This window comes from Elusimicrobiota bacterium (assembly GCA_026388155.1).
GTDB lineage: Bacteria > Elusimicrobiota > Elusimicrobia > Elusimicrobiales > UBA9959 > UBA9634.
This window is the reverse complement of record JAPLKI010000025.1, coordinates 254,753-277,318: the sequence shown is the minus strand read 5'-3', so window position 1 is coordinate 277,318 and position 22,566 is coordinate 254,753. Positions and strand designations below refer to the sequence as shown.

The window sequence follows — 22,566 nt, the reverse complement described above, 5'->3', positions numbered from 1 at the left end:
CGAAGATATAATATGAAACAGGAAGAAAAACTATTTACGCCAGGTATCCGGGGAATGGAGCTGTTTATCCCCCTGCTTTTTTTGGCGCTATTATTTACCTGGATCGCGATGAGTCCCTGCCTTAACAACGGTTTTATCAATTGGGATGAGACCCAATATATAATCCAGAACCCCAAAATTAAAACGCTCTCCTGGGAAAGCGTAAAAACTGTTTTTTCCACGCCGGACCTTGGAATGTATTCACCGCTGTCCACTCTCAGCTATGCGCTGGAGTATCATTTCGCGGGGCTTAACCCCAGAATTTATCACGCGACCAGCCTTTTTCTGCATTTGGCCGATACCGCGCTTGTAATGTTCCTGGTGAGGCTTTTATTCGGCGGCGCATGGATGGCATTTTTTACGGCTCTTTTATTCGGCATACATCCCGCGCATGTGGAATCCGTGGCCTGGGTGGCGGAAAGGAAAGACGTGCTTTACGCGTTTTTTTATCTCTCCGCGCTTGCGTCCTACGCTTTGCGGCTCAGGGGGGCAAAGACCTGGTTCCTATCGTTGGCTCTTTTTCTCTGCGCGCTGTTATCCAAATCAATGGCGGTAACATTGCCGGTGACGCTGCTTCTGATGGATTATCTTAAATCCGGGAAAATCGGGCTCAGGCGCTGGCTGGATAAAATACCGTTTTTTGTTTTCGCGGCCATCTTCGCCTCCATATCCATGTCGCTGTCGGGCGGTCTCCGCATGCACGGGGCGAAACGGCTGGTCGCCCCGCTTTATAATCTGGGTTTTTACATTTACACCCTGCTGTGGCCGTTCAATCTTTCGGCCATATATGGTTTCGCGGCGGTGGGAAAACCGGCTTTGTACTGTTTTTCGGCGGGGACCCTGGCGGTAATGTTTTTGCTGTGGAAATATTTCCGCCGGGACAAAGAGATAATTTTCGGCGCGGCTTTTTTTGCGATCATGCTTTTACCCGTGCTTCAGTTCTTCCCGGTCGGTCCGGTTATCATTTCCGCCGACCGCTACACCTATTTGGCTTCAATAGGGATTTTTATTATCGGGGCGGTATGCGCCCGCCGCCTGTGGCGGCGCCTGGGTCCCGCGCATAGGGGCATAACGGCGATATGCGCGATAAGCGCGGTGCTGGCGCTTGCGGTAACGGCACGGGTCCGCTGCGCGGTGTGGAAAGACGGCGTTTCGCTCTGGAGAGATACTTTGCGAAAACAGCCGCAGGCGGCCCCCGCGCTCATCAATTTATGCGGCGCCTATATACAGGCGAATATGACTAATGAAGCGGAGGTCTGCCTTTCTCAGGCGATACTGATATATCCGGAAAATGACGACAACTATTACAATTTAGGTTTCCTGTACGCCCGAAACAAAGAGTTCGCCAAAGCGCAGGAGTATTTCGCGCAAACGCTGAAGATCAGCCCCTGCCACGCTCCCGCGCTTAATAATATGGGCAATATTTACCTGCTAAAAGGCGAGACCGCAAAAGCAACGCAATATTATACCCAGGCGGCGCAGTGCGATAGCGCTTATGCCGCCGCTTACCTCAATCTGGGCAAACTCGCTCTCTCCCGTAAAGATACGCCCGGCGCGATCTTGTTTTACGGGAAAGCGCTCTCCGCCGATCCCGCGGACAAAGAAACCCGCGCTTTGTTAACCCGAATCCTGCATTCAGAGCCGGTTTCCATTGAAAAATCAGGGGACAAAAAAGTGCAGGATTCCCCGCAGTAGCGGGTTGAGAATTTTCAGCACTATGTGCGAAAATTCTCAAGGGTGTATCCGTCGCGAAGCGACCCCTGAGCACTGCGAAGGGGAATTCTTCATAAGTGAAGAATTCGGACTGAACACTCTGCGGTAACCCGACAATTCTTTGATTTGCTATACTTTTATTTATGAAAAGCGTGATATTATTTGCGCTGGTTCTGCTGTGCGCGGGGTCCTCGGGCGCGGCGGATATTAACGCCAGAATAAAGGAACTGGCCTCCCGGCCGGGAATCAAGAACGCTTCCTGGGGGATAAGCGTGAAGGACGCCGCCTCAGGCATTAGCGTGGCCGCTTACAACGCGCAGAAAAATCTGACGCCGGGCAGTATACTTAAAATTTTCGTTACCGCCGCCGCTTTTGACCGGCTTGGCCCGGATTACAGGATCAAAACCGCCGTTTATCATGACGGCGCTGTCGTGAACGGTTTTTTGAACGGCAACATCTATATTAAAGGCGGCGGGGATCCATCCCTTGGTTCCCAACTGATAAAAGACGCCCGGCCGCTGGAGGAAACCTTCAAGCTTTGGGCTGATGCTGTTAAAGCCAGGGGCATAAATGTCATTAACGGAGCCGTTGTGGGCGACGAGTCCGCCTTTGAAAGCGTTCAGCCCGGCTCCTGGGCCTGGGAAGATATAGGCAATTACTACGCCGCCCAGGCCTCGGCTCTCACCATAAACGACAACCTTTATAAACTCTATTTCAAACCGTCCGATTCCGTAGGCGGGGAAGCTAAAGTCCTGCGCACCGAACCCTACCTGGCGGACCTTAAATTCGAAAATTATATGCTGACCGGCCCGAAGGGTTCCGGAGACAACGGCTATGTTTTCGCCTTTCCGGAGCAAAATATGGCGGTGCTGCGCGGTTCCATTCCGCAGGGTGCCGAAGAATTCGCCATTAAGGGCGCGTTACCGGCCCCGGCATTGTTCGCTGCGCAAAGCTTTAACGCTTATTTAATGCATGCCGGAATAAACTCAAATAAAAAACCCTATAAGACAGCCGAACCCCTTAAGGATGCCCGGCTGACTTTTATAACTGAAACACAGGGCGCCGCGCTTGAAAATATAATACGCGTGACCAATAAGCGCAGTTTCAACCTTTACGCCGAACTGATGCTGCGGCAGCTGGCCGCAGCGTCGGGCCTTAAAGGCACGGATGACAACGGCATAAAAATTCTGAGGGATTTCCTGGCCGCGCAGAAAGTGGACATCTCGGAAATGAAGCTTATAGACGCTTCCGGGCTGTCGCAGGCGGATATGGTCAAGGCGGAGAACTTTACGGACCTGCTCTGCTCGGTTTCAAAGAAGAAATATTTTGAGGCTTTCGGGGATACGCTGGTGTTTCCGGCTGACCCCGAGGCCACCGGCCATATAAAGCGCATGGGCAACGATACTTATCTGGCCAAAGGCCTGCGCATTAAATCAGGCTCGCTTACCGGCGTGCGTGCCTATACCGGCTACCTTAAAACAAAAAAAGGCCGCAGCCTGGCATTTACCTTTATAATCAACAACTATTCGGCCGACCCCGCCGAAATTGATAAACTCCACGAGAGTCTGCTTGTGGAATTGGCGAACAATTATTAGGCCGTACCGCGAATACCGATAATTTGAGAACCGTTCCCGGTATCCGTAAAGAAACGAGCCCGAAACAACATAAACAATAATTCAGTAAAAGACGCAGCGTTCCGGATATCCTTATCTTGCCGGGTTTACCGGGTGAGACTTGCAGGTTCGTGCCGGCCAAAATCCGACAGAGGAAAAAGGAGCAGCCGATAATGAATAGTTCTCCGCTAACCGAGGATGTTTTAAATTACTATTCCATTTCGGATTATGAAAAAGAAATACTTCGTTACCAGGAAACATGGAAAGACAGATTCGCGGATAAACCTTTTTCCGCGGAAGAAATAGATACGGGATTAAAAGAGGGTTTTTTTATCGGAGAACGGAAATCCCATATAGGCGATTATCTCACTTATACAAATGTTCCCAGAATGTTAAAAGAAAAATATAAAGGTTGCAGGGTTTTTGCGGCTCCGCATAGATTTGCCGAAGAGGTCTTTAAATTAAACCCCTATGTCGACTCCATCAGGGATATTCCGGGACGGGAACCCGCGGGAGCCTTCCGGGAATTCGGCTTCGGAAATTCACATCAGCGCAGGCTCCGGGTTTTCGGCATTTACACGACAGAGGAACCGGCCCCGGAATTGTATTGCTCTCAACGGGAATCGGATGCCGCCGCGGAATGGAGATCTAAAGTTCCCAAAAATAAAAAAGTGCTGCTGGTGCATACTTCGGGAAGAACGGTCGGAAATGTTCTTTCCTGGTTCGCCTGGAATAGAATTTTTAAAAAGACCAGGGATCAGATCCACTGGGTCCAGTTCGGCTTTCCGGGCGATCAAAAAATTCCCTGTCATGAACGGCTCTGGGATGTGAAAAGTTTGGGAACAGCGGCGGCTTTAATGAAACAGGCCGATCTTTTTATAGGGCCTAATTCAGCTCCTATGCACTTGTTCGCCTTCCACAGGAAGCCGGCTGTGATCCTGCATAACGAAATCAGGTCCAATGAAATCGTGTTCCCGATCCTGGGAGATAACTTTGTTCTGCCCCAGCCTGTGAATCATCATTGCCAGCATTGCTATTCTTTTCATATGCATCTGTGCATTGCGGGCAGGCAAAAAAGAAATCCTTTCAAGCAGCCTCTTGAAAAAAAATATAAACAGGGGGTGGATTATTCCGAAGAACTTCTGGTGAATATTATAAAAGAGAAGTGTATCCGATGAATTATTGCGATAGAGGTTCGCTTTTGCGGCTTTTTCCGGGAGGCGTGCAGAAGCTTCAACCACAAAGGAAACACACAATGATCGCTCTTATGTCTCCTATAGATCAACGGTATTCGCGATGACCACGATCATAACCCGACTCTGGAGGGGTGTGCGGAACCTCCATCTGCCGCTCTACATCCTCTTTTGGTTCATGATAAACCTGGGTGGTATCACGAGCAGCGTGTTCATGAGCTATTCCCTTATTGACATCCGCCTGTTGGAGGCGGAGCTGAGCAAAGCAATGGCCGCCGGCCGCAATAATGAGCCGCCCCGGGAACTGGTGGAGAAGATATTCCATCCGCTCAAGACTGAAAAGAGCGGAGTGCATTATTCCGATAAAAAGGGCCGGGAGGGGACGCGGGAAGCAGGCCAGGCCAGCAACCTCACAATGGCCAAGGAATCCGACCAGGATATCAGCGTATCGTTCGGCAGTTCGCAGAGTATCGCCGGCTTGTACGGCTGGCTGCTGGTGCTGTGGCTCTGGCCGCTATACAGATACCGTTTCTTTCGCAAGAAGCCAGACCCCGCGCAGGTGGAGAGGAGGATAATCAACCTGCCGTTGGTCATTTTCGCCCTGGTCTGGGTTATCGCGGTTCAGCAGTATTTCATCAAGACTGCGGCCTTCGCCGCTCAGTACGGAGTCCCGGGCCTCAGGATCAAGATGGTATTTGCGGTCGCCGCCTTGCTCTTCGGCGCCTTCGTGAGCTACCTTAACCTGGAACTCACACAGCTTTATATCCGGCGCTTTATCGCCAAGCCCTTCTTCCTGGAGACCAACCCGCACGGCCTTAAGCGGGGCTTCGCCATTGGCTTGACCCTCAGGCACGGCCTGATGATGTTTTCCCTGGCCATGGTCCCGCTGCTCTTAAGCCTCTATGTCCCTGTGTCCTTCAACATAGACGCCATATCGGGCCTGCGGCATAATTTCCAGTGGACAATATTTTTCCAGAACCATCGGGCGCTGATTCCCTGCCTTATAATCGCGCTGCTTGTCGTGGTCGTCCTGCCCCTCCAACTGGCTTCCGTGGCGTTTTTCAAATGGAGCGTGCAGAAGCCTATAGACGCCCTGGTGCGCCGGATGCGGGCCGTGGCGGCCGGGGATTTTTCCTGCAAGACTTCGGTGCTTTATGCCGACGAGATCGGCCAGCTCAAGGGCCACTTCAACCTGATGCTCGACGGATTGGCCGAGCGCGAGAGGATCAAGGACACCTTCGGCAAATATGTCTCCATCGAGATCGCGGCAAAGATAATGAAGAGCGGCAAAGTGAATCTCGCGGGCGAGGAGATCCGGGCCACCATACTTTTCTCGGATATCAGGAATTTCACCCCTTTGAGCGAAAAGCTGCCCCCGACCGAGCTGATCCGGTTCCTCAACGAATACTTTACGGCCGTGACCAGGCCCATCACGGATAATCAGGGCGTCATCAACAAATTCATGGGCGACGCGGTGATGGCGATATTTTCGCCCGTCTTCGGGGTGACGGACCATGCCGAGGCCGCCCTGCGCGCGGCCCTGGGCATGAAAGACGCCCTGCGCCGCTTCAACGCCACGGGCGATCACGAGCCGGTGAGCTTCGGGGTGGGGATGCACACCGGCGGATTGATCGCGGGCAATGTGGGTACTGAGAATAGGCTTGAGTATACGGTGCTTGGCGATACGGTCAACGTGGCTTCGCGCGTGGAGGGGCAGACCAAGCAATTCTTGACCGAGATTTTGGTCAGTGAAGCGCTTTTGCAGGAGGTGGACCGCGGCCGCTTCCCGGGAATTGAATTCACGGCGTGCGGTCCGGTCCTGATGAAGGGCAAAACCCGGCCCATGCTGCTCTACAAGGTCGCCGGCGCCGCAGTTCAGGGCTAGTGTGGTGCGTCAGACACTCCTTCGTTGTTTGGCGTTCTGATGCACACCGTTCCTTGGATTTGAGTCGGAAAATGAATTAGAAAATGCTTCGCCCGGGCTGACGGTGATTTAGTATAATTGCTCCACAAGTTTATCCGCGCAAAATACGCGGCGCGAGGTCTGAGAATACATGGCTGCCGACCAGCTTACAATCCTCTGTATAGACGACAATAAGGACATAATCCAGACCCTTGTAATTATGCTGACAAGGGAAGGCTACCTGGTTTATTCCGCTTCGGACCCCAGGATAGGCATTGCCATAGCGAAAAAACTGAATCCGGATCTGATACTTCTGGACATTATGATGCCGGCAATGAGCGGGTACGAGGTATGCAAGGTGTTTAAGCAGGACGCGAGGACTTCAACAATACCGGTTGTGTTCCTGTCCGCGCTTAATCAGCCGCAGAACAAGGTAAGCGCGCTGGCGGCGGGCGGAGTGGATTATCTCACAAAACCTTTCGACAAAGAATCGCTGCTGGAAATCACAAAGCGCTATGCGGGGAAAAAAACCGCCTGGGGCGCATATATACCGTCGCAGGGAGTGCGGAGCTTCCCCGCCGCCGCTGGAAAAGGGCATTACACGTTTACTGACTTCAAACTAAGCATAATAGACAGATTCAAGCTGGACGGCGCCGGCGCTAAAGCCGTGGCCGCGCTGCAGCTTGGAGATATCTACAAGCTGGCCGAAATACTTGGGATCACCTCCGCCCGGGTGGCGCGCCTTATAGCAGACTTCTCTAAGCTTCCGTATTTTCCGGTGATAAATCCGGAGGACATTAAACCGGGCGTGCTGCCGGTAAAATTCGCCATGCAGAACAATATAGCGGCGCTGGCCGCGCCGGGAGCTTCAACGCTGCTCGCCATAAGCCACCCTTTCGACCTTGAGCTCCATGAGTTGATACGCGGCATCATGGGCGCTGAATTCGAATTCGGCATAACCGAGCCCTCCAATATTTCCGCTCTTTACACACTGGCTTCGCCCGCCGGAGCGGACATTCAGAAGATCCCCGGCGACGAAGGAATGGTCATAGAAGAAGCCGCCCTGAACCGGCTCAGGGCGGCGGCAAAAGGCGTACAAAATGAGATAAATGCGTCGCACCTTAAATATCTTACAGGCAGGCTGCTGCAGTTCCTGGCCGAAGAAATGACCGCCGAAGCGCGCATAGAGGTGCAGGGGGACTGCTATCTGGTCCGGGCAGGCGCGCCGGACGCTTTAGAAGAATTTACCCGCTTTACCCTTATTACCGGCGCCATGGTGATTGCAAGGCTTAAAGCGCTCGGCGGCATGGATATCCTGGAAAGGAGTAAACCGCAGAAAGGAGCTTTCAGCATAATCTGCCGCTCCGGTAATTGCCGGCTGACCCTTTCCACCGAAACAGCCGATTACGGAGAAAGCCTTATCCTTACCCCCGAGGCTGCCTATTACGGAGAAAGCATTGCTCTGACCCCGGCCGCTTAAAAACGCCTGACATATCGTTCCCATACAAGGCGTTCAGATAATAGATATAACATAATCCGCGCAGGCCTGAACTATCTTTTCTAAATATAATAAAGCAAGTTTATCTAAAAAGCCCGCTCAAAAGAGCGGGCTTTTTGTCGGAGTGTGAGCGGTATGCGCGCACGCTTGTCCTATACATTACTCGTAACGGAGCGCTTCTATGGGGTCAAGCATTGCCGCGCGCAGCGCCGGCCAGAAACCGAAGCTTACACCGATAATAGTGGAAAAACCGAAAGCGAAAGAAATGGTGCCTATCCCCAGCGTCGGAGGTACCTTAATAAAAAAGTAAGCCGCCCAGCCCAATGCAAACCCCAGGGCTATGCCCAATGCCCCGCCTATAAGGCAAAGCGTGACCGCCTCAATTAGGAACTGGCCTAAAATGTCGGAGTTCTTGGCCCCCAGGGCTTTGCGCAATCCTATCTCGCGGGTGCGTTCAGTGACGCTGACAAGCATGATGTTCATAATCCCTATGCCGCCTACAAGAAGGGAAATGCCCGCTATCGCGTAGACCACCAGCGAGAGTTTCCCCATGCCGTCTTTGAACATCTTTATCTGCGCCTCAAAAGTTTTAACTTCAAAGTCATCGTCCTTGTCTTCGCGCAGAGCGTGCGCTTTACGCAGGACCAGGATTATCTGCTTGCGCGCCTCAACAGAGTCGGCGGGGGTGGGCGCGACCACTTCTATATAGTCCAGGCGGGTAGAACCGAACACGCGCTTGGAGGCGGTGTTGATAGGGATATAGGCCGTAGGCCGGCCTCCGAAGATCTGTTCCGCTTTCTGGTCCTCCGCGACCCCCACTACCGTGAACGTTATATCCTTTAGGCGTATCTCGTTGTTGACCGCCGATCCCGAGCCGAACATTTTTTTGGCCAAAGTCTGATTGATAACCGCCACACGCGCGCGGTTCAAATTTTCAGCCGGAGTGAAGAAGCGGCCTTCCAGGCTGCGGTTCTCAAAAAATTTCTTTTTTGACTTTTGAGCTTCCAGGGTAAAACCCTCGCTGCTCTGTATGCTGGCGTCAACGTGTTTATTCCCTACAGAGGCCTGGGCGCTGCCCTGCACTATGGGCGTGATCTTTTCCGCCAGCGGCACCCCGGACCTTATGGCCTCCACGTCGCTGTATGTAAGGCGGCGGCTTGCTTTGAGGTGTTCCTGGCGAGGCGTGACGTAGACCTTTTTGGCGTCGTCTTCGCTGGCGCCGCTGAGCAGGCTTTTCATGAAACCTTCGCTTATGGTCATAAGCGAGATGATGGAGCCCACGCCTATAAAGATGCCCAGTATGGTCAGAGCGCTGCGTGTTTTGTGGCTCCAGATGGCCTTGAAAGCTACCTTTAACTGTTCGCCGATTTCGGAAGGGGTGAAGCCCATACGCGCTTTGGGCAGCCGCGCGGCCCCGCCCTTTTGGCTCAATTGCCCGGGCGCAAAAGATTCAGGCTGGGTTTCAAGCCGCGCTTCCCGGCCTAAAAGAGCGGGGCGGGTTTCATCGGAAACTATCTCGCCGTCCTTCATACGCACCACGCGGCGGGTCTGCGCCGAAACCTCTTCATCATGCGTGACTATGACCACGGTAAGGCCGCGGTCATTGAGGTCTTTTATTACCTGCATCACTTCCTGGCGGCTTTTGGCATCCAGGTTGCCGGTGGGTTCGTCGGCCAGCAGAATAAGCGGGTTGTTCACAAGTGCGCGGGCTACCGCCACACGCTGACACTGTCCGCCGGAGAGTTCGTTCGATTTATGCTTTGCCCTATCGGAGAGGCCTACAAGCCGCAGGCACTCCAGGGCTTTACGCGCATCCGTTCCGAGGCCGCTGTAGACCATGGGCAGCATGACGTTATCTCTGGCCGTGGTCCTCTTTAGAAGGTGGAAAGACTGGAATATGAAGCCGACCATGCGGCTGCGGATGGCGGCCAACTGGCCTTCATCAAGGCTGGACGTCGGATGGCCCGCGAAATAGTATTCCCCTGAGTCCAGCCGGTCCAGAAAACCCAGGATGTGCATTAAAGTGGATTTGCCGGACCCGGAAGGGCCTGTCAGAGATACCAGCTCGCCGGCTTTTATTTTGAGGGAGACTTCTTTAAGCGCCTCCACTGTAAATGAGCCGGTGAGATAGGTCTTGGAGACCTTGCGTATGTCTATCAGCGTTTCCATTTAATTGGCGTTTATTACTATGTTGGAGCGCTCTTTGGCGATCGAGGTGGAGTAGTAGACAGTGTCGTTCTCGCTGACACCCGAAAGTATCTCTATGGTTTTCTCATTGGAGGCGCCGAGCTCCACTTTTTTGTCGGTTACCTTTTTTGCTTTTGCGTCTTTAATAGTCACAAAAGCGTCCCCATCCTTGTAAGTAATGGCTTTCTTGGGCAGGTAAAGAGCTTTCGGTTTCACGTCTGTTATTACGCGCACGTCGGCCGTCATGCCGGAGCGCAGTACCGGGATATTTTTAGAGGCCAGGATCTTCACTTCGTAAACAGTCACACCTTCCTTCAGGATGGACTCTCTGGCGATGGAAAGCACATTTCCCTCGTACTTGTCCTTGGGGAAAGAATCAAGGTAGAACTCGGCTTTCTGGCCTTCTTTCACGCTGCCGATGTCGGTCTCGTCCACATAGGTCTTGATGATGAGGCGGTCCGAGAGAACGGCTATTTCCTTTGCTTCGCTGACGGATTGGCCCGGCTCAACGGCGCGTTTTATCACCATGCCGTCTATGGGGGAGACCACGGGCGTAAGATTGTAGGCTTCTTCCACCATTTTCTTCTCCTCGGGAGTGGAACCGTTCATTTTAAGGGAGTCTAAAAGCGCGGTGCGCTCGCTTGAACTTACCCAGGCAAGTATCTGGCCTTTTTTCGCCAGGTCGCCTTCGCGGAACAGTACTTCCTCCGCCCGGCCGCTTACCGAAGGCGTTACCAGCACGCGGTTTTCCGGCTCAACTACGCCTATAGCCTGGGTCTTTATTACGAACAGCCCTTTGGCGACTTTCACGGGAGAGAGATCTTCCAGCTTCTTAAGCTCCTTCTTGGCCCGGCTATGTTCGCAGGCGGTCCAGCCTCCGCCGATCAGTACCAGGATGATGCCGCCGAATATAAATTTCTTGGTTTTGAAAAAGCTCTTTTTCATTAGAATTCTCCTAAAGATCTGGTGAAGGCTGCGTGGGCTACGGCGAGATCCCGCTTGGCCGACAAAAGCTGATTCTCGGCGCTGATAAGCTGCTCTTCAACATTGCGCCATTCGAAATATGAAGCCTGGCCGGCCAGATACTGCTTGCGCAGAAGCCAGGCGCGGGCATTGGCCGATTCCAGGACGGTATTAGCCACGTCCATAAAGGACCAGGCCTGGCGCCAGGATAGAAAGGTGTCCTCCGCGTTTATATAAACTTCGTCCCGGGCGTCTTTAAGAGAGGCCTCGGCGCGGGCTTTATCGGCTTGCGCGGAAGTCAGGTCCGCCGAAAGCTTGCCGCCGGTGAATAATGGAAGTGAAAGGGTAAAGCCCGCCGACCAGCTTTTGTTCTTGTCGGGCCAGTCGGAGCCGGCCCAGGTATAATTGCCCACTGCGTCGGCTTCGGGCAGAAATCCGCTTTTGGAGCGGTCAACGCCGGCCTGGCTTACTTCCAGCAAGGCGCGGGCGGAGCGGAGCGATGGATGTTTCTCCAGGCTGCCGGAAAAAGAATTAAACTCTTCCGGCGGGACCGGTGAGGAGGGGAGGGCTGTCACCTGCGTGTCCGCCATGGGCGGGCGGCCAAGCAGGCGGTTCAGTTTCCGTTCCAGGAGGCGCAGATCCTTTTTATAGCCCTCGTGCTGCCACTGGGAGGTCTTGTATACGGACTGGGTTTCAAGAAGCGCGGCTTTGTTCTCGCGGCCTGCTTCGTATTTGATACGGATTATCTCCACATTTTCGGCCCGGCGTTTAAGGGTCACTTCGGAAAGTTTAAGGGTTTCACGCGCCTTGATGAGGTCGGAAAAAGTCGTCTTGAGATCAAAAAGCAAAGCGGACTTAAGCAGGTCGTAGTCCGCCTCGGTCTTGCGGTAAGAGGCCAGGGCGGAGCGGATCGCGGCTGGCAGGGCGGGGGAGAAAATGGGCTGGGTGGCGGAAAAACCGTATGAATAGGATTCGCTTGCCGGGCTTAAGTCTCCTTCGACGCGGTTATAACCGGCATTGGCGGAGAGTTGCGGATAAAGGCCGGCACGGTAATATAAGGAACGGTTGCGGGCCGAGTCTATGGCGCGTTCGGCAGTTATGGCCTGCGGGTTGTTCTGAAGCAGGAGTCTGGCGGCTTCGTCAAAAGAGAGCGGAGCGGCTTCCTGGGCATAAATTCCGAGCGGGGAAAAAAATAACATAACTGCCATAGCGCGAAGCAGTCTTGTAATCTTGTGGTATCTCATATTTTTGGCATCCATGAAAACATACGGATAATCCGGCGAAAAGGTTTCATTTTGCAAGAAGGAGCGGACGTAGAGATGCACGGATGTAAAGCGGGCTGAAATTTCAAAGAATTTCAACTTCTAAGCTGCTATGCATCTAAACTGCTATGCATCTGCCTTAGCCAAGGATGGCTTTTAGGAAGCCTTTATGCTTTTTTATGAGGGTGCGGGCTTTTTCCAGGCTTATCCCGCGGCGAGCCATTACGATGGCCGTCTTAACTTCGTTGCCGGTGATAGTAAGCAGGCGCCGCGCTTCTTCCTGCTGCACTTCTCCCAGGGTGGCGGCAATGCGCTCCGCGCGCAATACGAGCTTGTGCGAAGTGGTTTTTACATCCACCATCCAGTTGCGGTAAACCTTGCCTGAAATTACCATGGCAGAAGTGGAAATCATGTTCAGCGCAAGCTTGGTGGCCGTGCCCGACTTCATGCGGGTGGAACCGGAAATCGGTTCAGGCCCCACGTCAAGCGCCACTACCACGTCGGTTTCCCTGGATTTTTCACCGGGGTTGCAGGTAATAAGCGCTGTTACCGCGCCCTTCTTTTTGCCTGCGACAAGCCCTCCGCGCACATACGGCGTTATGCCGCTTGCGGCTATGCCTATAACAACATCTCCTTTGCGGGCGAGTTTGTAAATTTCGCGCCGTCCGTCGTCAAAAACATCTTCGGCTCCTTCCTTTGAGTGGAACACGGCCTTGTCGCCCCCGGCCATAAGCGCCGTAAAGATTGCCGAGTCTACGCCGTAAGTGGGGGGGAGTTCCGCCGCTTCAAGCACTCCCAGCCGGCCGCTGGTTCCGGCGCCGATAAAGAATATTTTGTTGCCGGAGAGATACGCCCGCGATACGGCCCGCGCCGCTTTCTCTATCTGCGGTATGGCTTTTTTGACCGCCTTCGGAATAAGGGAGTCTTCGCGGTTCAGCTTCTCAAGCACCCGCCGGAGCGGCAGCCGGTCAAGGTCGGCCGTGCGCGGGTTTACCTGTTCGGTGGGGAGCTTTGAATATTTTAAGAATTTATTCTCCATTGCCATCCTTGTAGGCGGCCTGCTCTTCTTCGGTCCGGTCGTTTCCATCGTCCGATAAGGCCTTGGGCGCGGCGTCCTGCACGGCGCCGGTTGACAGCTGAATTATCTCCGGCAGGCGCGGATTTTTAAGCCAGTCCAGAACCCTTTTAATGTTGTATTTTGTGATCAATTCCGGCCCTATGCCTTTTGCTTCAACCAGCACGCTTACATTTTCTTTTCCGCAGGCCGATTTCGCTATATCATTTATAAGCTGGAATTCCTTGTATTGCCTGGCCCGGTCGGCGCCGGCCACAAGCAGGATCGGCCTTTTACCGTAGGCCCTGAGCGGGTTTATTGACAGCACGTCGTTTATATTGAGCGCAGGAGAAATGGCTATAACCATGGCGATATCCTGATGTATGGCGGCTGTTTTTATGGCCAGGTTCGCGCCCAGCACGGAACCCGCCAGAACTATCCTGTCGGAGGTTACGGAGTTCGTTGACAGATACGCCACGGCCGCTTCCACATCCCTGGTCATTTTATTGAATTCGTTGTCGGGGCCGCTTATAGCGAAGGATCTGTAGGTGGCTGTGGAGCCGTTGGGCATAATAAAGCTGAAACCATGCCCGCGCAGGTCAGGCGCCAGGTAGCCGTAGCCGTATTTTTTAAGGTAGGGGAACCAAAGGTTCCATTCCGTCAGGTCGCTTTTTTGAGTGTGCAGCAGTACAAGGGTGGGCGCGCTCTGCGCGGCTCTCAGGTAGCGGGCATTCAGTTTCCAGCCGTCGTCCGTTTCAAGCGTTACGCGCTCCTCGACGCGTTCCCGGCCGGCTTGCTGTGCGAAAAGTGGGGCGCTGAAGAAAAAAACAAACGGGAATAAAAGTTTAAGTTTCATATCGAAAGAGAATTACTGCCATAAGCTTTTTAAGGAACACCTTTAAACTTATGGCTTACGGCGTATGGCCTATGGCCTTCTTTACTCAATTATTTCGTCAGGCTTAAACCAGAGGGCCACTTCACGCCTGGCGTCTTCAGCATCGCCTGAGGCATGGACTACATTTTCAAACTGTCCTTTTGAACTTATCCTTCCAAACGAGCCCCTTATGGAACCGGGTGCGGCCTCCTCGGGATTTGTGGCCCCCACCACGGCGCGCACCCCTTTTATTGCGTTCTCGCCTCTGTAAACCAAAGCGATAATGCGGTTTTTTGAAATACCGTGAAACTCTCCGCGTATATATTTTATAAGGTTTTCAAAGAACGGTTTGTCTTTGAGGGCGTCATAATGTTTTCTGGCCAAATCTTCAGTGACGCTTACCGCTTTCGCGCCCACAAGCTCAAAGCCCGCGTTTTCAAGCCGGTCAATGGCCAGGCCGGTCAGCCGCCGTTTAATGCCGTCAGGTTTGATAAGGATAAGGGTTTTTTCAAGTGCCATTTTGAATCTCCAGGAAATGATTATGTTTCCAGCCGCAGTTTCAGGCTGCATATCCATTTTACATTTTTTGCGCCGGTTTTTCTTCTCTCCGGTCCCGCTCCGGAGCGGGATTTTTAACTGCGAGAAATTATATACTATAATAATGAATTCGGTCCGGCCCCGCCTCTGGCAGGCAAAGTGCCGCCAGGCGCCGGAAAATCCGCGGTTTTGTCTTTCGACGGTTTTTCGCGGTTTACAGGGGATTTATGGCTAAAGTAATGGTAGTGGATGACGAGAAAGATGTGGTGTATCTGATCAAGGTGCTTATGGAGCGGGAGCAGCTGGAAGTGCATGAGGCGTATAACGGCCTTGAGGCCTTTAACCTGCTTACCTCCCTTGACGCCGCCAAGAAAATTATTCCCGACGTCCTGATACTTGACATCATGATGCCTGAAATGGACGGCTATACCCTGCAGGGAAAACTCCAGGAAATTAACGAGCTTAGCCACATACCCATAATTATATTGACCGCCAAGGGGCAGATGAAAGACCTCTTTGAGCTGTCCTCCAATATTTTCGCTTTCGTGGAAAAGCCGTTCGAACCCAAAAACCTGGTAAAAATCGTAAAGGACGCCATCGCATCAAAGCCGTCTGATGGGCATAGCCCTTGATACGGCACAGCCATAGGCTAGAAAATGAACATCACCCCAAACTCCGGGATAAACGACATAATCGCCAATAATTACGCCAAAATAAAAACCATACGGGAGCAGGGTATAGATCCGTTCCCCCACAGGTTCCGGCTGACGCATAAAATTGACAGGGCCCGCCAGGCCCCGGCCGATACAAGCGTTATAATAGCGGGACGCATAGTGCTTATGCGCGTGATGGGCAAGGCCACTTTCGCCCACCTTAAGGATGGCACCGGCAAGATGCAGATTTACGTTAAAAAGGACGCCGTGGGTGAAGCGGCTTATGAACTTTTTAAGAAGCAGATGCACGTGGGGGATTTTCTGGGGGTGGAGGGAAAACTTTTTCTGACCCATACGGGGGAATTGACCGTGAACGCGGAAAAACTTACGGTGCTTTCAAAATCCGTGCGCCCGCTGCCTGAGAAATTTCACGGCCTGACGGATCCGGAAGCCCGCTACCGCGAGCGTTACCTTGACCTTATTTCCAACGAGGAAGCGCGTACTATTTTTGTGCGGCGCGCGCAGGTGGTATCCGCCATCCGCGGCGTGCTTGACGCGGACGGCTACCTTGAGGTTGAAACTCCGGTGCTTTGCGCCCAGGCCGGCGGCGCGTCGGCGCGGCCCTTTATAACCTTTCACAACGCGTATAAATATGAACTTTACATGCGCATCGCCACGGAACTGCCGCTTAAGAAACTTATCATCGGCGGTTTTGACGGCGCATACGAAATAGGCCGCGTGTTCCGCAATGAGGGCGTGGACACCCGCCATAATCCGGAATTTACCACGCTGGAAGCCTATAAGGCCTATTCCGACTACAACGGCATGGCCGAACTGGTGGAAACGATCTTTAAAAAATGCTCGCTTATCATAGGCGCGGACACTGTTGACTACAACGGGATGACGGTAAACCTGAAGCCTCCGTTCAAACGTCTGTCCCTGCCCGGCGAATGGCTGAAAAAAACAGGAGAGAACATACACGAAGTGCTGAAGGGCAAGTCCTTTAACAAGGAAAACCTGAAAAAACTGGCGGCCAAACTTCACATAGAATCCGCGGCCGACACCCCGCCCGCCAAGATCTTTGAACGGATCATGGACGAGAAGATACTGTCGGAACTGGATCAGCCCACTTTCGTTATGGATTATCCCACGGCCATAACTCCGCTGGCCAAATGTAAGACCGGAGATGAATCCATAGTGGAACGCTTTGAGTTTTTTGCCGGGAAAGAGGAAATAGCGAACGCCTACTCCGAGTTGAACGACCCCGAGGATCAGAAAAGCCGCCTTGAGGAGCAGCTCCGCCAGCGCGAAGAGGAAAATAACGGCGAGGCGGACATTCTTGATAAGGATTTTATTGAGGCCATGGAGTACGGTATGCCTCCGATGGGCGGCATCGGCATAGGCATTGACCGCCTTACCATGCTTTTTGCCGGCAAGCCTTCCATAAGGGAAGTGATTTTGTTCCCGCTGCTGAAACCCGAAGCCGCAAAGTACAAGGCCCCGGACCTGTAAGAAGGGGGGAAACTGCTCTCTACGCTATACGCTCTCCTCTAGCCGCTGCCGTATAATTATGTCCGCAGAATTCTTTATCGCCTACCGGTATCTGAAAGCCAAGAGAAAAGGCCTGTTTTCCATGGTAACCACGCTTATAGGCGTGGCCGGAGTTACCGTGGGGGTAGCGGCTCTTATTACCACCCTCTCCGTAATGAACGGTTTCCAGTCCGACATCAAGAAAAAAATAGTTGACGCCCAGGCGCATATCATAATTTACGGTCCCATGCGGACCCAGGACCGCGCGCGCCTGACCTCGGCGCTTTCCGAACAGGGCCATGTGACCGCCTTTTCCCCTTTCGTGCTTGGGCAGGGGATACTTACCTTTGATAACCGCTCCACCGGCGTGGTGGTGAAAGGGCTTGACCCCGAGGGCGAGTTTAAAATAAACAACCTTAAGGCTTCGCTTAAAACCGGCTCCTGGAACGCGTTGAAAGAAACCGGCTCCATGGTTCCCGCCATCATACTCGGCGAAGAACTGGCAAAGAACATAGGCGTGTGGCTGGGAGACGAGGTTATTCTTGTGTCGCCGAAATCCGTAGCCACCTCCATAGGCATTTTCCCGAAAATGCGCAAGTTCAAAGTGGCGGGTCTTCTTCACACCGGTTACTATGAGTTTGACAATACCATGGCCTATTGCGGGATTAAAGATGCGGGAGACTTTTTTAATCTTGACGGCGGCGCGAACGGCATGGGCCTGAAGCTGGACGATATAGAACTTTCGGGGCGGGTGGCCGCCGCGCTTAAAAAAAGCCTCGGTTTTCAGTATACGGTGAAAACCTACGCCGACATGAACCAGACGCTTTTTGCGGCCCTGAAACTTGAGAAATTTATGATGTCTCTGGTGCTCGCGCTTATAATTCTGGTGGCCACTTTTAATATTGCCTCAAATCTGCTGATGATGAGCGTGGAAAAACTGCGCGATATAGGCATACTGCGCTCGATAGGGGCCGGCCCCGGGTTCATACGGCGCGTTTTTTTCTGGGAGGGCAACCTTATAGCCATAAGCGGTATAAGCCTCGGCGTGCTTTTGGGACTCGCGCTCTCGCTGTTCATCGGACGCTATCCGGTAGTTGAACTGCCTTCAGACATTTACTATATCAGCCGGGTGCCGGTGGAAATAAAACTGCGCGATGTGCTCGGCACGGTTTTTATCAGCTACGCGCTCTGTATGCTCAGCGCCGTTTATCCGGCGCTTCGGGCCTCAAAGATCAGCCCCGTGGATGCCATACGGTATGGGTAGGGCAGAGGATAGAGGCTAGCGGCTGGAGGTTGGGGAAGGAGTACCGCTAATCTCTCGCCACTATTCTCTGCCGTTTAACTATGGATAAAATCGTAGAAATAACCGGTCTGAGCAAGGCTTATGTGCAGGGGCACGAGCAGGTACAGGTACTTGAAGAGATAAATTTCTTTGCCCGTAAGGGGGAATTTATCGTGCTCCTTGGTCCTTCCGGTTCCGGCAAATCCACATTTCTCAATCTGATAGGCTTGCTTGACGATTCATATAGCGGGGAAATACGCCTTTATGGCCGCAAGCTCGAGCTTTTGAGCGAAAGCGAAAAAGCGGTTCTTCGGCTGAAAAACATAGGTTTCGTGTTTCAGTTCGACTCGCTCCTGCCGGAATTCACGGTGCTTGAAAACATTGACATGCCCCTAAGGATTGCCGGGCGCGGGGATACCTCGCGTGCAGTCGGACTTTTGCGGCGCTTCGGGCTTGAGGCGCTGGCGCACAAATTTCCTATGGAGATCTCAGGCGGAGAAAAACAGCGCGCGGCTATTTTAAGGGCCCTCGTAAACAATCCCGGCCTGCTGATAGCCGACGAGCCCACCGGCAATCTGGACAGGCATAACGCGAAAATAGTTCTGGACGATCTAAAAAAAGCCAACTCTATCGGGGCTTCTGTGCTTATGGTGACCCATAACGAAGACGCAGCTTCCTACGCCGACCGGGTTTTCCATCTTTCAGGAGGCAGGCTTGAGGCCGTAACATAATGCTTTGCATGGATTGCGGCCGGCGCGAGGCCGTTGTTTTTCTTAAAATGGCGGTAAACAACAAGGTTACCGACGCCCATTTGTGCGCCGTATGCGCCGCCAAAAAAGGGGCGGGCCCCGCTCTTTTGGAACAATCTACCGGCGTGGGAGATTACAGGTCGGGTGATAAGCCCAGCTTTCCGGGCCAAAAGGGCGGGGCGGTACCCGCCGGCTATGAAAGCGGTTCCTTGAACATACCGGATATATTAGGCGGCATAAACGGCTGTTTCAAGGAATTCCTGCCGGCGGGGAAAAAGGCCCTGCATTGTCCTGCCTGCGCTTTAACCTACAGAGAGTTCAAGGAAACGGGCAAACTCGGCTGCTCCGTGTGCTACGTGAGCTTCGACGCGCAGTTAAGCGAGCTTCTTACCCGCGCGTACGGTTCCTGCCTGCATACCGGAAAGGTTTATGCGACGCGGGCTGCAAAGAGCTTTGAAAAATGCGACAGTGCGGCAACGGGGAAGCGGGAACGCAAAGCACAAACCGCGCGCCGGCTTAAAGGGCTTAACGCCGAGCTCAAAGCGGCCGTTGACAGGGAAGATTTTGAAACAGCCGCCCGGCTGCGCGACCAGATAAAGAAATTAGGATAGCGAATAAATGCCGGAAATAACCGACTCTTTCGGGTCTGCCGTTAACTGGGCGAATTCGCGCGGCAGCTGCCCGGAAATGATATTTTCAACCCGGGTGCGCTTCGCGCGCAACTTTTCCGGTTTTCCGTTTCCGCACCGCGCCCACGCCTCCTCCCTGCTTTCCGCGCGTGACCTGGCGTTCAAGGCTGTAAAAGCCTGCGGTTTTTTTCCGGGGTCATGTTACCTTAAAACCGAAACGCTTTCTCCATTCGAAAAACAAATTCTGGCGGAACGCCACCATATTTCGCATGCCCTGTCCGCCATGATCCGGCCCGCGGGCGTTGTGATCAGCGGCGACGAAAGCCTTTCCGTGATGGTAAATGAAGAAGATCATCTGCGCGTGCAAAGCATCGTCGCCGGCCTTGCAATAGAAGAAGCTTTCGCCGCGGCGGAAAAACTTGAAAGTTCGCTCGGCAGGATTTTGCCTTACGCCTGCAGCGATAAATTCGGCTGCCTTACCGCCAGCCCCGCAAATGCGGGGACAGGACTCAGGGTGTCGTGTCTTGCCCATTTGCCCGCGCTTTCCCGCCTTGGATACATACCCGAAACTCTTGAAAGCCTTTCCAGTCTTGGCGTTACCGCAAGAGGCATTTACGGCGAGGGCACCTATATTCTGGGTGATTTCTACCAGATCTCAAACGCCGTCTGCCTGGGAAAGAGCGAGGAAGAGTTCTGCAGAAGCCTGGACCGCGCAATAAAAAACCTCATAAGCAGGGAGATATCCGCCAGAGAAACCCTTCTTAAGGGCGGGGACAGGTTGAAAACGGAGGATGCTGTTTACCGCGCCTATGGTATGCTGAAGAATGCGAGGCTCATGTCCTATCAGGAATTTATGCGGCATGTTTCTTTGGTGCGACTGGGGCTTGCCATGGGCTGCAGGTTTACCCCGCCCTTTTGGGATAAAAAGCGGCCGGTTAGCGGCGAGACTGCGGCTATTGACGATGGTCTGGGAACCAAAAGTGCGGGGCTTGGCCTTGATTTCAACACGCTTAACCAGCTGACGCTTTTAATGCAGCCGGCCCATGTGCAGCTTGCAAGCGGAAAATCCCGCACTTTTTCCGCGATGGGATCGGCCAAAGTGCGGGGCGGGCAGCTTTCCCCGTCAGAACGCGACGCCTTGCGGGCTGATTACCTGAGAAAAAAATTAGCATAAAGCAGGGTATAGGGGCTGGAGGTTAGGGGTTTAGGGAAGGAGTTCTTTACTCCTCGCCCTCTCCGCTAGCCGCTAGCGGTTAGTGTAAGAAACTCCTTCCCTAACCGCCAACCGCTAACCCCTAGTCTCGAGTCCCTACCCCCTGCCCAATTGGCCCTTGACAAAATCTTTATATGTGATAGAAATGTATATAGGGTTATGAAAGTGAAAAAACTGCTGGCCACCGTGCTATTACTGCTGCCTCTTTCAGGCGGCAGAGTTTTTTGTGCTTCCGTTCATAACCCCGGCTCATCGGTCCCAAGATTTGATTCCACCATCATGCTTCAGGGTTTTAACTGGACTTCATGGAAAACCTCTCCCTGGTGGAACACGGTAGAGAGCAGGGCCGGCGATATGTCCCGGGCGGGAATAAACCTGGTTTGGCTGCCGCCTTCCTCAGACTCGGCCAGCGACGAGGGCTATCTGCCCAGAAGGCTTTATATACAGGACTCCAAATACGGTTCTTCGGTCGAACTTGCCTCGGCCATAACCGCTTTGCGCGCCAAAGGGGTGCGGGTTATAGCCGACATCGTTATCAACCACCGTGTGGGAACCAAGGGCTGGGCCGACTTCACCGACCCGGCGTGGGGTCCGGAATCGGTTTGCTCCGATGACGAGTGGGGGAAGGGCAGGGGTGCGCCGGATACCGGCAAGGGAGTGCCTTTCGCGCGTGACCTGGATCATACCAACGCTGCCGTGCAGAAGGATATAACCGCATGGATGACCTGGCTGAGAACTTCCGTCGGCTACGACGGCTGGCGCTACGATTTTGCCCGCGGCTACGATTCCAAATACATGCTTATGTACAACAGGGCCACAAAACCGGTTTTTGCCGTGGCCGAAATATGGGACGACCTTGACCTTAACAATACCGATACTCACAGGCAGGCTTTAGCCAGCTGGATGGATTCGGTCAACGGCGAAATAAAAGTATTTGATTTTACGACCAAGGGCATACTTCAGCAGGCCGTCGCTTCCGGCGAATACTGGCGGCTGAAAGACGCAAGCGGCCGCCCGTCCGGCCTTATCGGCTGGTGGCCGGACAACGCCGTGACTTTCGTGGACAACCATGATACCACGCTCAATGCGAGTTCTTCCAAGTCCTGGCCCTTCCCTTCCGACAAGGTAATGCAGGGCTACGCTTATATTTTGACCCATCCCGGCGTCCCGTGCATCTTCTGGTCTCATTTTTTTGACTGGGGACTGAAAGACGAAATAACAAGGCTTGCCAAAATAAGAAAATCCCTGGGAATAAATTCTTCAAGCAGCGTAAGCATCATACAGGCTTCGCAGAATCTCTATGCTGCTGTAATAGACAATAAGCTGGCGGTCAAGCTTGGCGGGCAGAGCTGGGATCCCGGCCCCGGCTGGACATTGACCGCGCAGGGCAATGACTACATGGTGTGGTATAAAAATTAGCGGTCCGTGCCCCCTTGACAAGTCAAGATTCATGTGCTACACTTCTTTTGGCCGTCAGCCTAAGGCTGTCCGCCAAATGGCAAGTCCCCCTGCCTTATGGGGGAAGCGAAAACCCGCGACGAGCGGGTTTTTCGTTTAGCAGACTGACAGGCGTTATTTCAAGCCGAAAGAAACTGCGGAAATCCGCCGCCTTGCTTTTGCCCCGTCTTATATATTTAAATATATTTCAACGGCAGTACAAGAAGAACTGGAGCC

General features: G+C 53.2%; 18 protein-coding genes. 12 read left to right on the top strand and 6 right to left on the bottom strand.

The window, feature by feature from the left end:
- The first annotated feature begins 12 nt into the window (after positions 1-12).
- The 5 genes from NTX59_13475 to NTX59_13455 all read left to right on the top strand — a co-directional run bounded on the left by NTX59_13475 (position 13) and on the right by NTX59_13455 (position 7,941).
- Positions 13-1,734 carry a hypothetical protein gene (locus NTX59_13475; GenBank protein MCX5786686.1) on the top strand — a complete coding sequence of 574 codons (1,722 nt, stop codon included), beginning with the start codon at positions 13-15 and terminating at the stop codon, positions 1,732-1,734.
- Between the two features lie 161 nt (positions 1,735-1,895).
- Positions 1,896-3,347 carry a D-alanyl-D-alanine carboxypeptidase/D-alanyl-D-alanine-endopeptidase gene (gene dacB / locus NTX59_13470; GenBank protein ID MCX5786685.1) on the top strand — a complete coding sequence of 484 codons (1,452 nt, stop codon included), beginning with the start codon at positions 1,896-1,898 and terminating at the stop codon, positions 3,345-3,347.
- A 191-nt stretch (positions 3,348-3,538) separates the two neighbouring features.
- Positions 3,539-4,543, top strand: a complete 1,005-nt coding sequence (locus tag NTX59_13465) for a hypothetical protein (GenBank protein ID MCX5786684.1) — start codon at positions 3,539-3,541, stop codon at positions 4,541-4,543.
- A gap of 118 nt (positions 4,544-4,661) precedes the next feature.
- Entirely contained in the window at positions 4,662-6,443 is a 1,782-nt protein-coding gene (locus tag NTX59_13460) for an adenylate/guanylate cyclase domain-containing protein (protein MCX5786683.1), read from the top strand.
- 169 nt (positions 6,444-6,612) lie between these two features.
- On the top strand, positions 6,613-7,941 hold the full coding sequence (locus NTX59_13455; GenBank protein ID MCX5786682.1) for a response regulator: 1,329 nt from the start codon (positions 6,613-6,615) through the stop codon (positions 7,939-7,941).
- Between the two features lie 177 nt (positions 7,942-8,118).
- Here NTX59_13455 and NTX59_13450 read toward each other — a convergent pair whose 3' ends face one another.
- From NTX59_13450 to NTX59_13425, 6 genes are all read right to left on the bottom strand, one after another.
- Positions 8,119-10,128, bottom strand: coding sequence for an ABC transporter permease (locus NTX59_13450; protein MCX5786681.1), 2,010 nt, complete (start codon positions 10,126-10,128; stop codon positions 8,119-8,121).
- Positions 10,129-11,091, bottom strand: a complete 963-nt coding sequence (locus NTX59_13445; protein MCX5786680.1) for an HlyD family efflux transporter periplasmic adaptor subunit — start codon at positions 11,089-11,091, stop codon at positions 10,129-10,131.
- Positions 11,091-12,353 carry a TolC family protein gene (locus tag NTX59_13440; protein MCX5786679.1) on the bottom strand — a complete coding sequence of 421 codons (1,263 nt, stop codon included), beginning with the start codon at positions 12,351-12,353 and terminating at the stop codon, positions 11,091-11,093. Before NTX59_13440 ends, NTX59_13445 begins: the two co-directional genes overlap by 1 nt.
- A 157-nt stretch (positions 12,354-12,510) precedes the next feature.
- Positions 12,511-13,410 carry an N-acetylmuramic acid 6-phosphate etherase gene (locus tag NTX59_13435; protein MCX5786678.1) on the bottom strand — a complete coding sequence of 300 codons (900 nt, stop codon included), beginning with the start codon at positions 13,408-13,410 and terminating at the stop codon, positions 12,511-12,513.
- Positions 13,400-14,281 carry an alpha/beta fold hydrolase gene (locus NTX59_13430; GenBank protein MCX5786677.1) on the bottom strand — a complete coding sequence of 294 codons (882 nt, stop codon included), beginning with the start codon at positions 14,279-14,281 and terminating at the stop codon, positions 13,400-13,402. Before NTX59_13430 ends, NTX59_13435 begins: the two co-directional genes overlap by 11 nt.
- A gap of 81 nt (positions 14,282-14,362) precedes the next feature.
- Positions 14,363-14,818, bottom strand: coding sequence for a nucleoside-diphosphate kinase (locus NTX59_13425; GenBank protein ID MCX5786676.1), 456 nt, complete (start codon positions 14,816-14,818; stop codon positions 14,363-14,365).
- A gap of 245 nt (positions 14,819-15,063) precedes the next feature.
- Here NTX59_13425 and NTX59_13420 point away from each other — a divergent pair, with 245 nt between their 5' ends.
- The 7 genes from NTX59_13420 to NTX59_13390 all read left to right on the top strand — a co-directional run bounded on the left by NTX59_13420 (position 15,064) and on the right by NTX59_13390 (position 22,311).
- Entirely contained in the window at positions 15,064-15,468 is a 405-nt protein-coding gene (locus NTX59_13420; protein ID MCX5786675.1) for a response regulator, read from the top strand.
- A 24-nt stretch (positions 15,469-15,492) separates the two neighbouring features.
- Entirely contained in the window at positions 15,493-17,001 is a 1,509-nt protein-coding gene (lysS, locus tag NTX59_13415) for a lysine--tRNA ligase (GenBank protein ID MCX5786674.1), read from the top strand.
- Positions 17,002-17,059: 58 nt separating this feature from the next.
- Positions 17,060-18,283, top strand: a complete 1,224-nt coding sequence (locus tag NTX59_13410; protein MCX5786673.1) for an ABC transporter permease — start codon at positions 17,060-17,062, stop codon at positions 18,281-18,283.
- An 80-nt stretch (positions 18,284-18,363) separates the two neighbouring features.
- Positions 18,364-19,032 (top strand): ABC transporter ATP-binding protein, encoded by a 669-nt coding sequence (locus NTX59_13405; protein ID MCX5786672.1) that lies wholly within the window; start codon positions 18,364-18,366, stop codon positions 19,030-19,032.
- Positions 19,032-19,661, top strand: coding sequence for a UvrB/UvrC motif-containing protein (locus NTX59_13400; GenBank protein MCX5786671.1), 630 nt, complete (start codon positions 19,032-19,034; stop codon positions 19,659-19,661). The genes NTX59_13405 and NTX59_13400 overlap by 1 nt, the downstream gene beginning before the upstream one ends.
- A gap of 7 nt (positions 19,662-19,668) precedes the next feature.
- Entirely contained in the window at positions 19,669-20,853 is a 1,185-nt protein-coding gene (locus tag NTX59_13395) for a hypothetical protein (GenBank protein MCX5786670.1), read from the top strand.
- Between the two features lie 198 nt (positions 20,854-21,051).
- Positions 21,052-22,311, top strand: coding sequence for an alpha-amylase family glycosyl hydrolase (locus NTX59_13390; protein ID MCX5786669.1), 1,260 nt, complete (start codon positions 21,052-21,054; stop codon positions 22,309-22,311).
- Positions 22,312-22,566 lie beyond the last annotated feature (255 nt).

Coding starts and splice junctions, on each gene's coding strand:
- lysS (MCX5786674.1), top strand. CDS start 15,493: ATGAACATCACCCCAAACTCCGGGATAAACGACATAATCGCCAATAAT.
- NTX59_13420 (MCX5786675.1), top strand. CDS start 15,064: ATGGCTAAAGTAATGGTAGTGGATGACGAGAAAGATGTGGTGTATCTG.
- NTX59_13445 (MCX5786680.1), bottom strand. CDS start 11,091: ATGAAAAAGAGCTTTTTCAAAACCAAGAAATTTATATTCGGCGGCATC.
- NTX59_13465 (MCX5786684.1), top strand. CDS start 3,539: ATGAATAGTTCTCCGCTAACCGAGGATGTTTTAAATTACTATTCCATT.
- NTX59_13435 (MCX5786678.1), bottom strand. CDS start 13,410: ATGGAGAATAAATTCTTAAAATATTCAAAGCTCCCCACCGAACAGGTA.
- NTX59_13455 (MCX5786682.1), top strand. CDS start 6,613: ATGGCTGCCGACCAGCTTACAATCCTCTGTATAGACGACAATAAGGAC.
- NTX59_13390 (MCX5786669.1), top strand. CDS start 21,052: ATGAAAGTGAAAAAACTGCTGGCCACCGTGCTATTACTGCTGCCTCTT.
- NTX59_13460 (MCX5786683.1), top strand. CDS start 4,662: ATGACCACGATCATAACCCGACTCTGGAGGGGTGTGCGGAACCTCCAT.
- NTX59_13475 (MCX5786686.1), top strand. CDS start 13: ATGAAACAGGAAGAAAAACTATTTACGCCAGGTATCCGGGGAATGGAG.
- NTX59_13410 (MCX5786673.1), top strand. CDS start 17,060: ATGTCCGCAGAATTCTTTATCGCCTACCGGTATCTGAAAGCCAAGAGA.
- NTX59_13405 (MCX5786672.1), top strand. CDS start 18,364: ATGGATAAAATCGTAGAAATAACCGGTCTGAGCAAGGCTTATGTGCAG.
- NTX59_13395 (MCX5786670.1), top strand. CDS start 19,669: ATGCCGGAAATAACCGACTCTTTCGGGTCTGCCGTTAACTGGGCGAAT.
- NTX59_13400 (MCX5786671.1), top strand. CDS start 19,032: ATGCTTTGCATGGATTGCGGCCGGCGCGAGGCCGTTGTTTTTCTTAAA.
- NTX59_13450 (MCX5786681.1), bottom strand. CDS start 10,128: ATGGAAACGCTGATAGACATACGCAAGGTCTCCAAGACCTATCTCACC.
- NTX59_13430 (MCX5786677.1), bottom strand. CDS start 14,281: ATGAAACTTAAACTTTTATTCCCGTTTGTTTTTTTCTTCAGCGCCCCA.
- NTX59_13440 (MCX5786679.1), bottom strand. CDS start 12,353: ATGAGATACCACAAGATTACAAGACTGCTTCGCGCTATGGCAGTTATG.
- NTX59_13425 (MCX5786676.1), bottom strand. CDS start 14,818: ATGGCACTTGAAAAAACCCTTATCCTTATCAAACCTGACGGCATTAAA.
- dacB (MCX5786685.1), top strand. CDS start 1,896: ATGAAAAGCGTGATATTATTTGCGCTGGTTCTGCTGTGCGCGGGGTCC.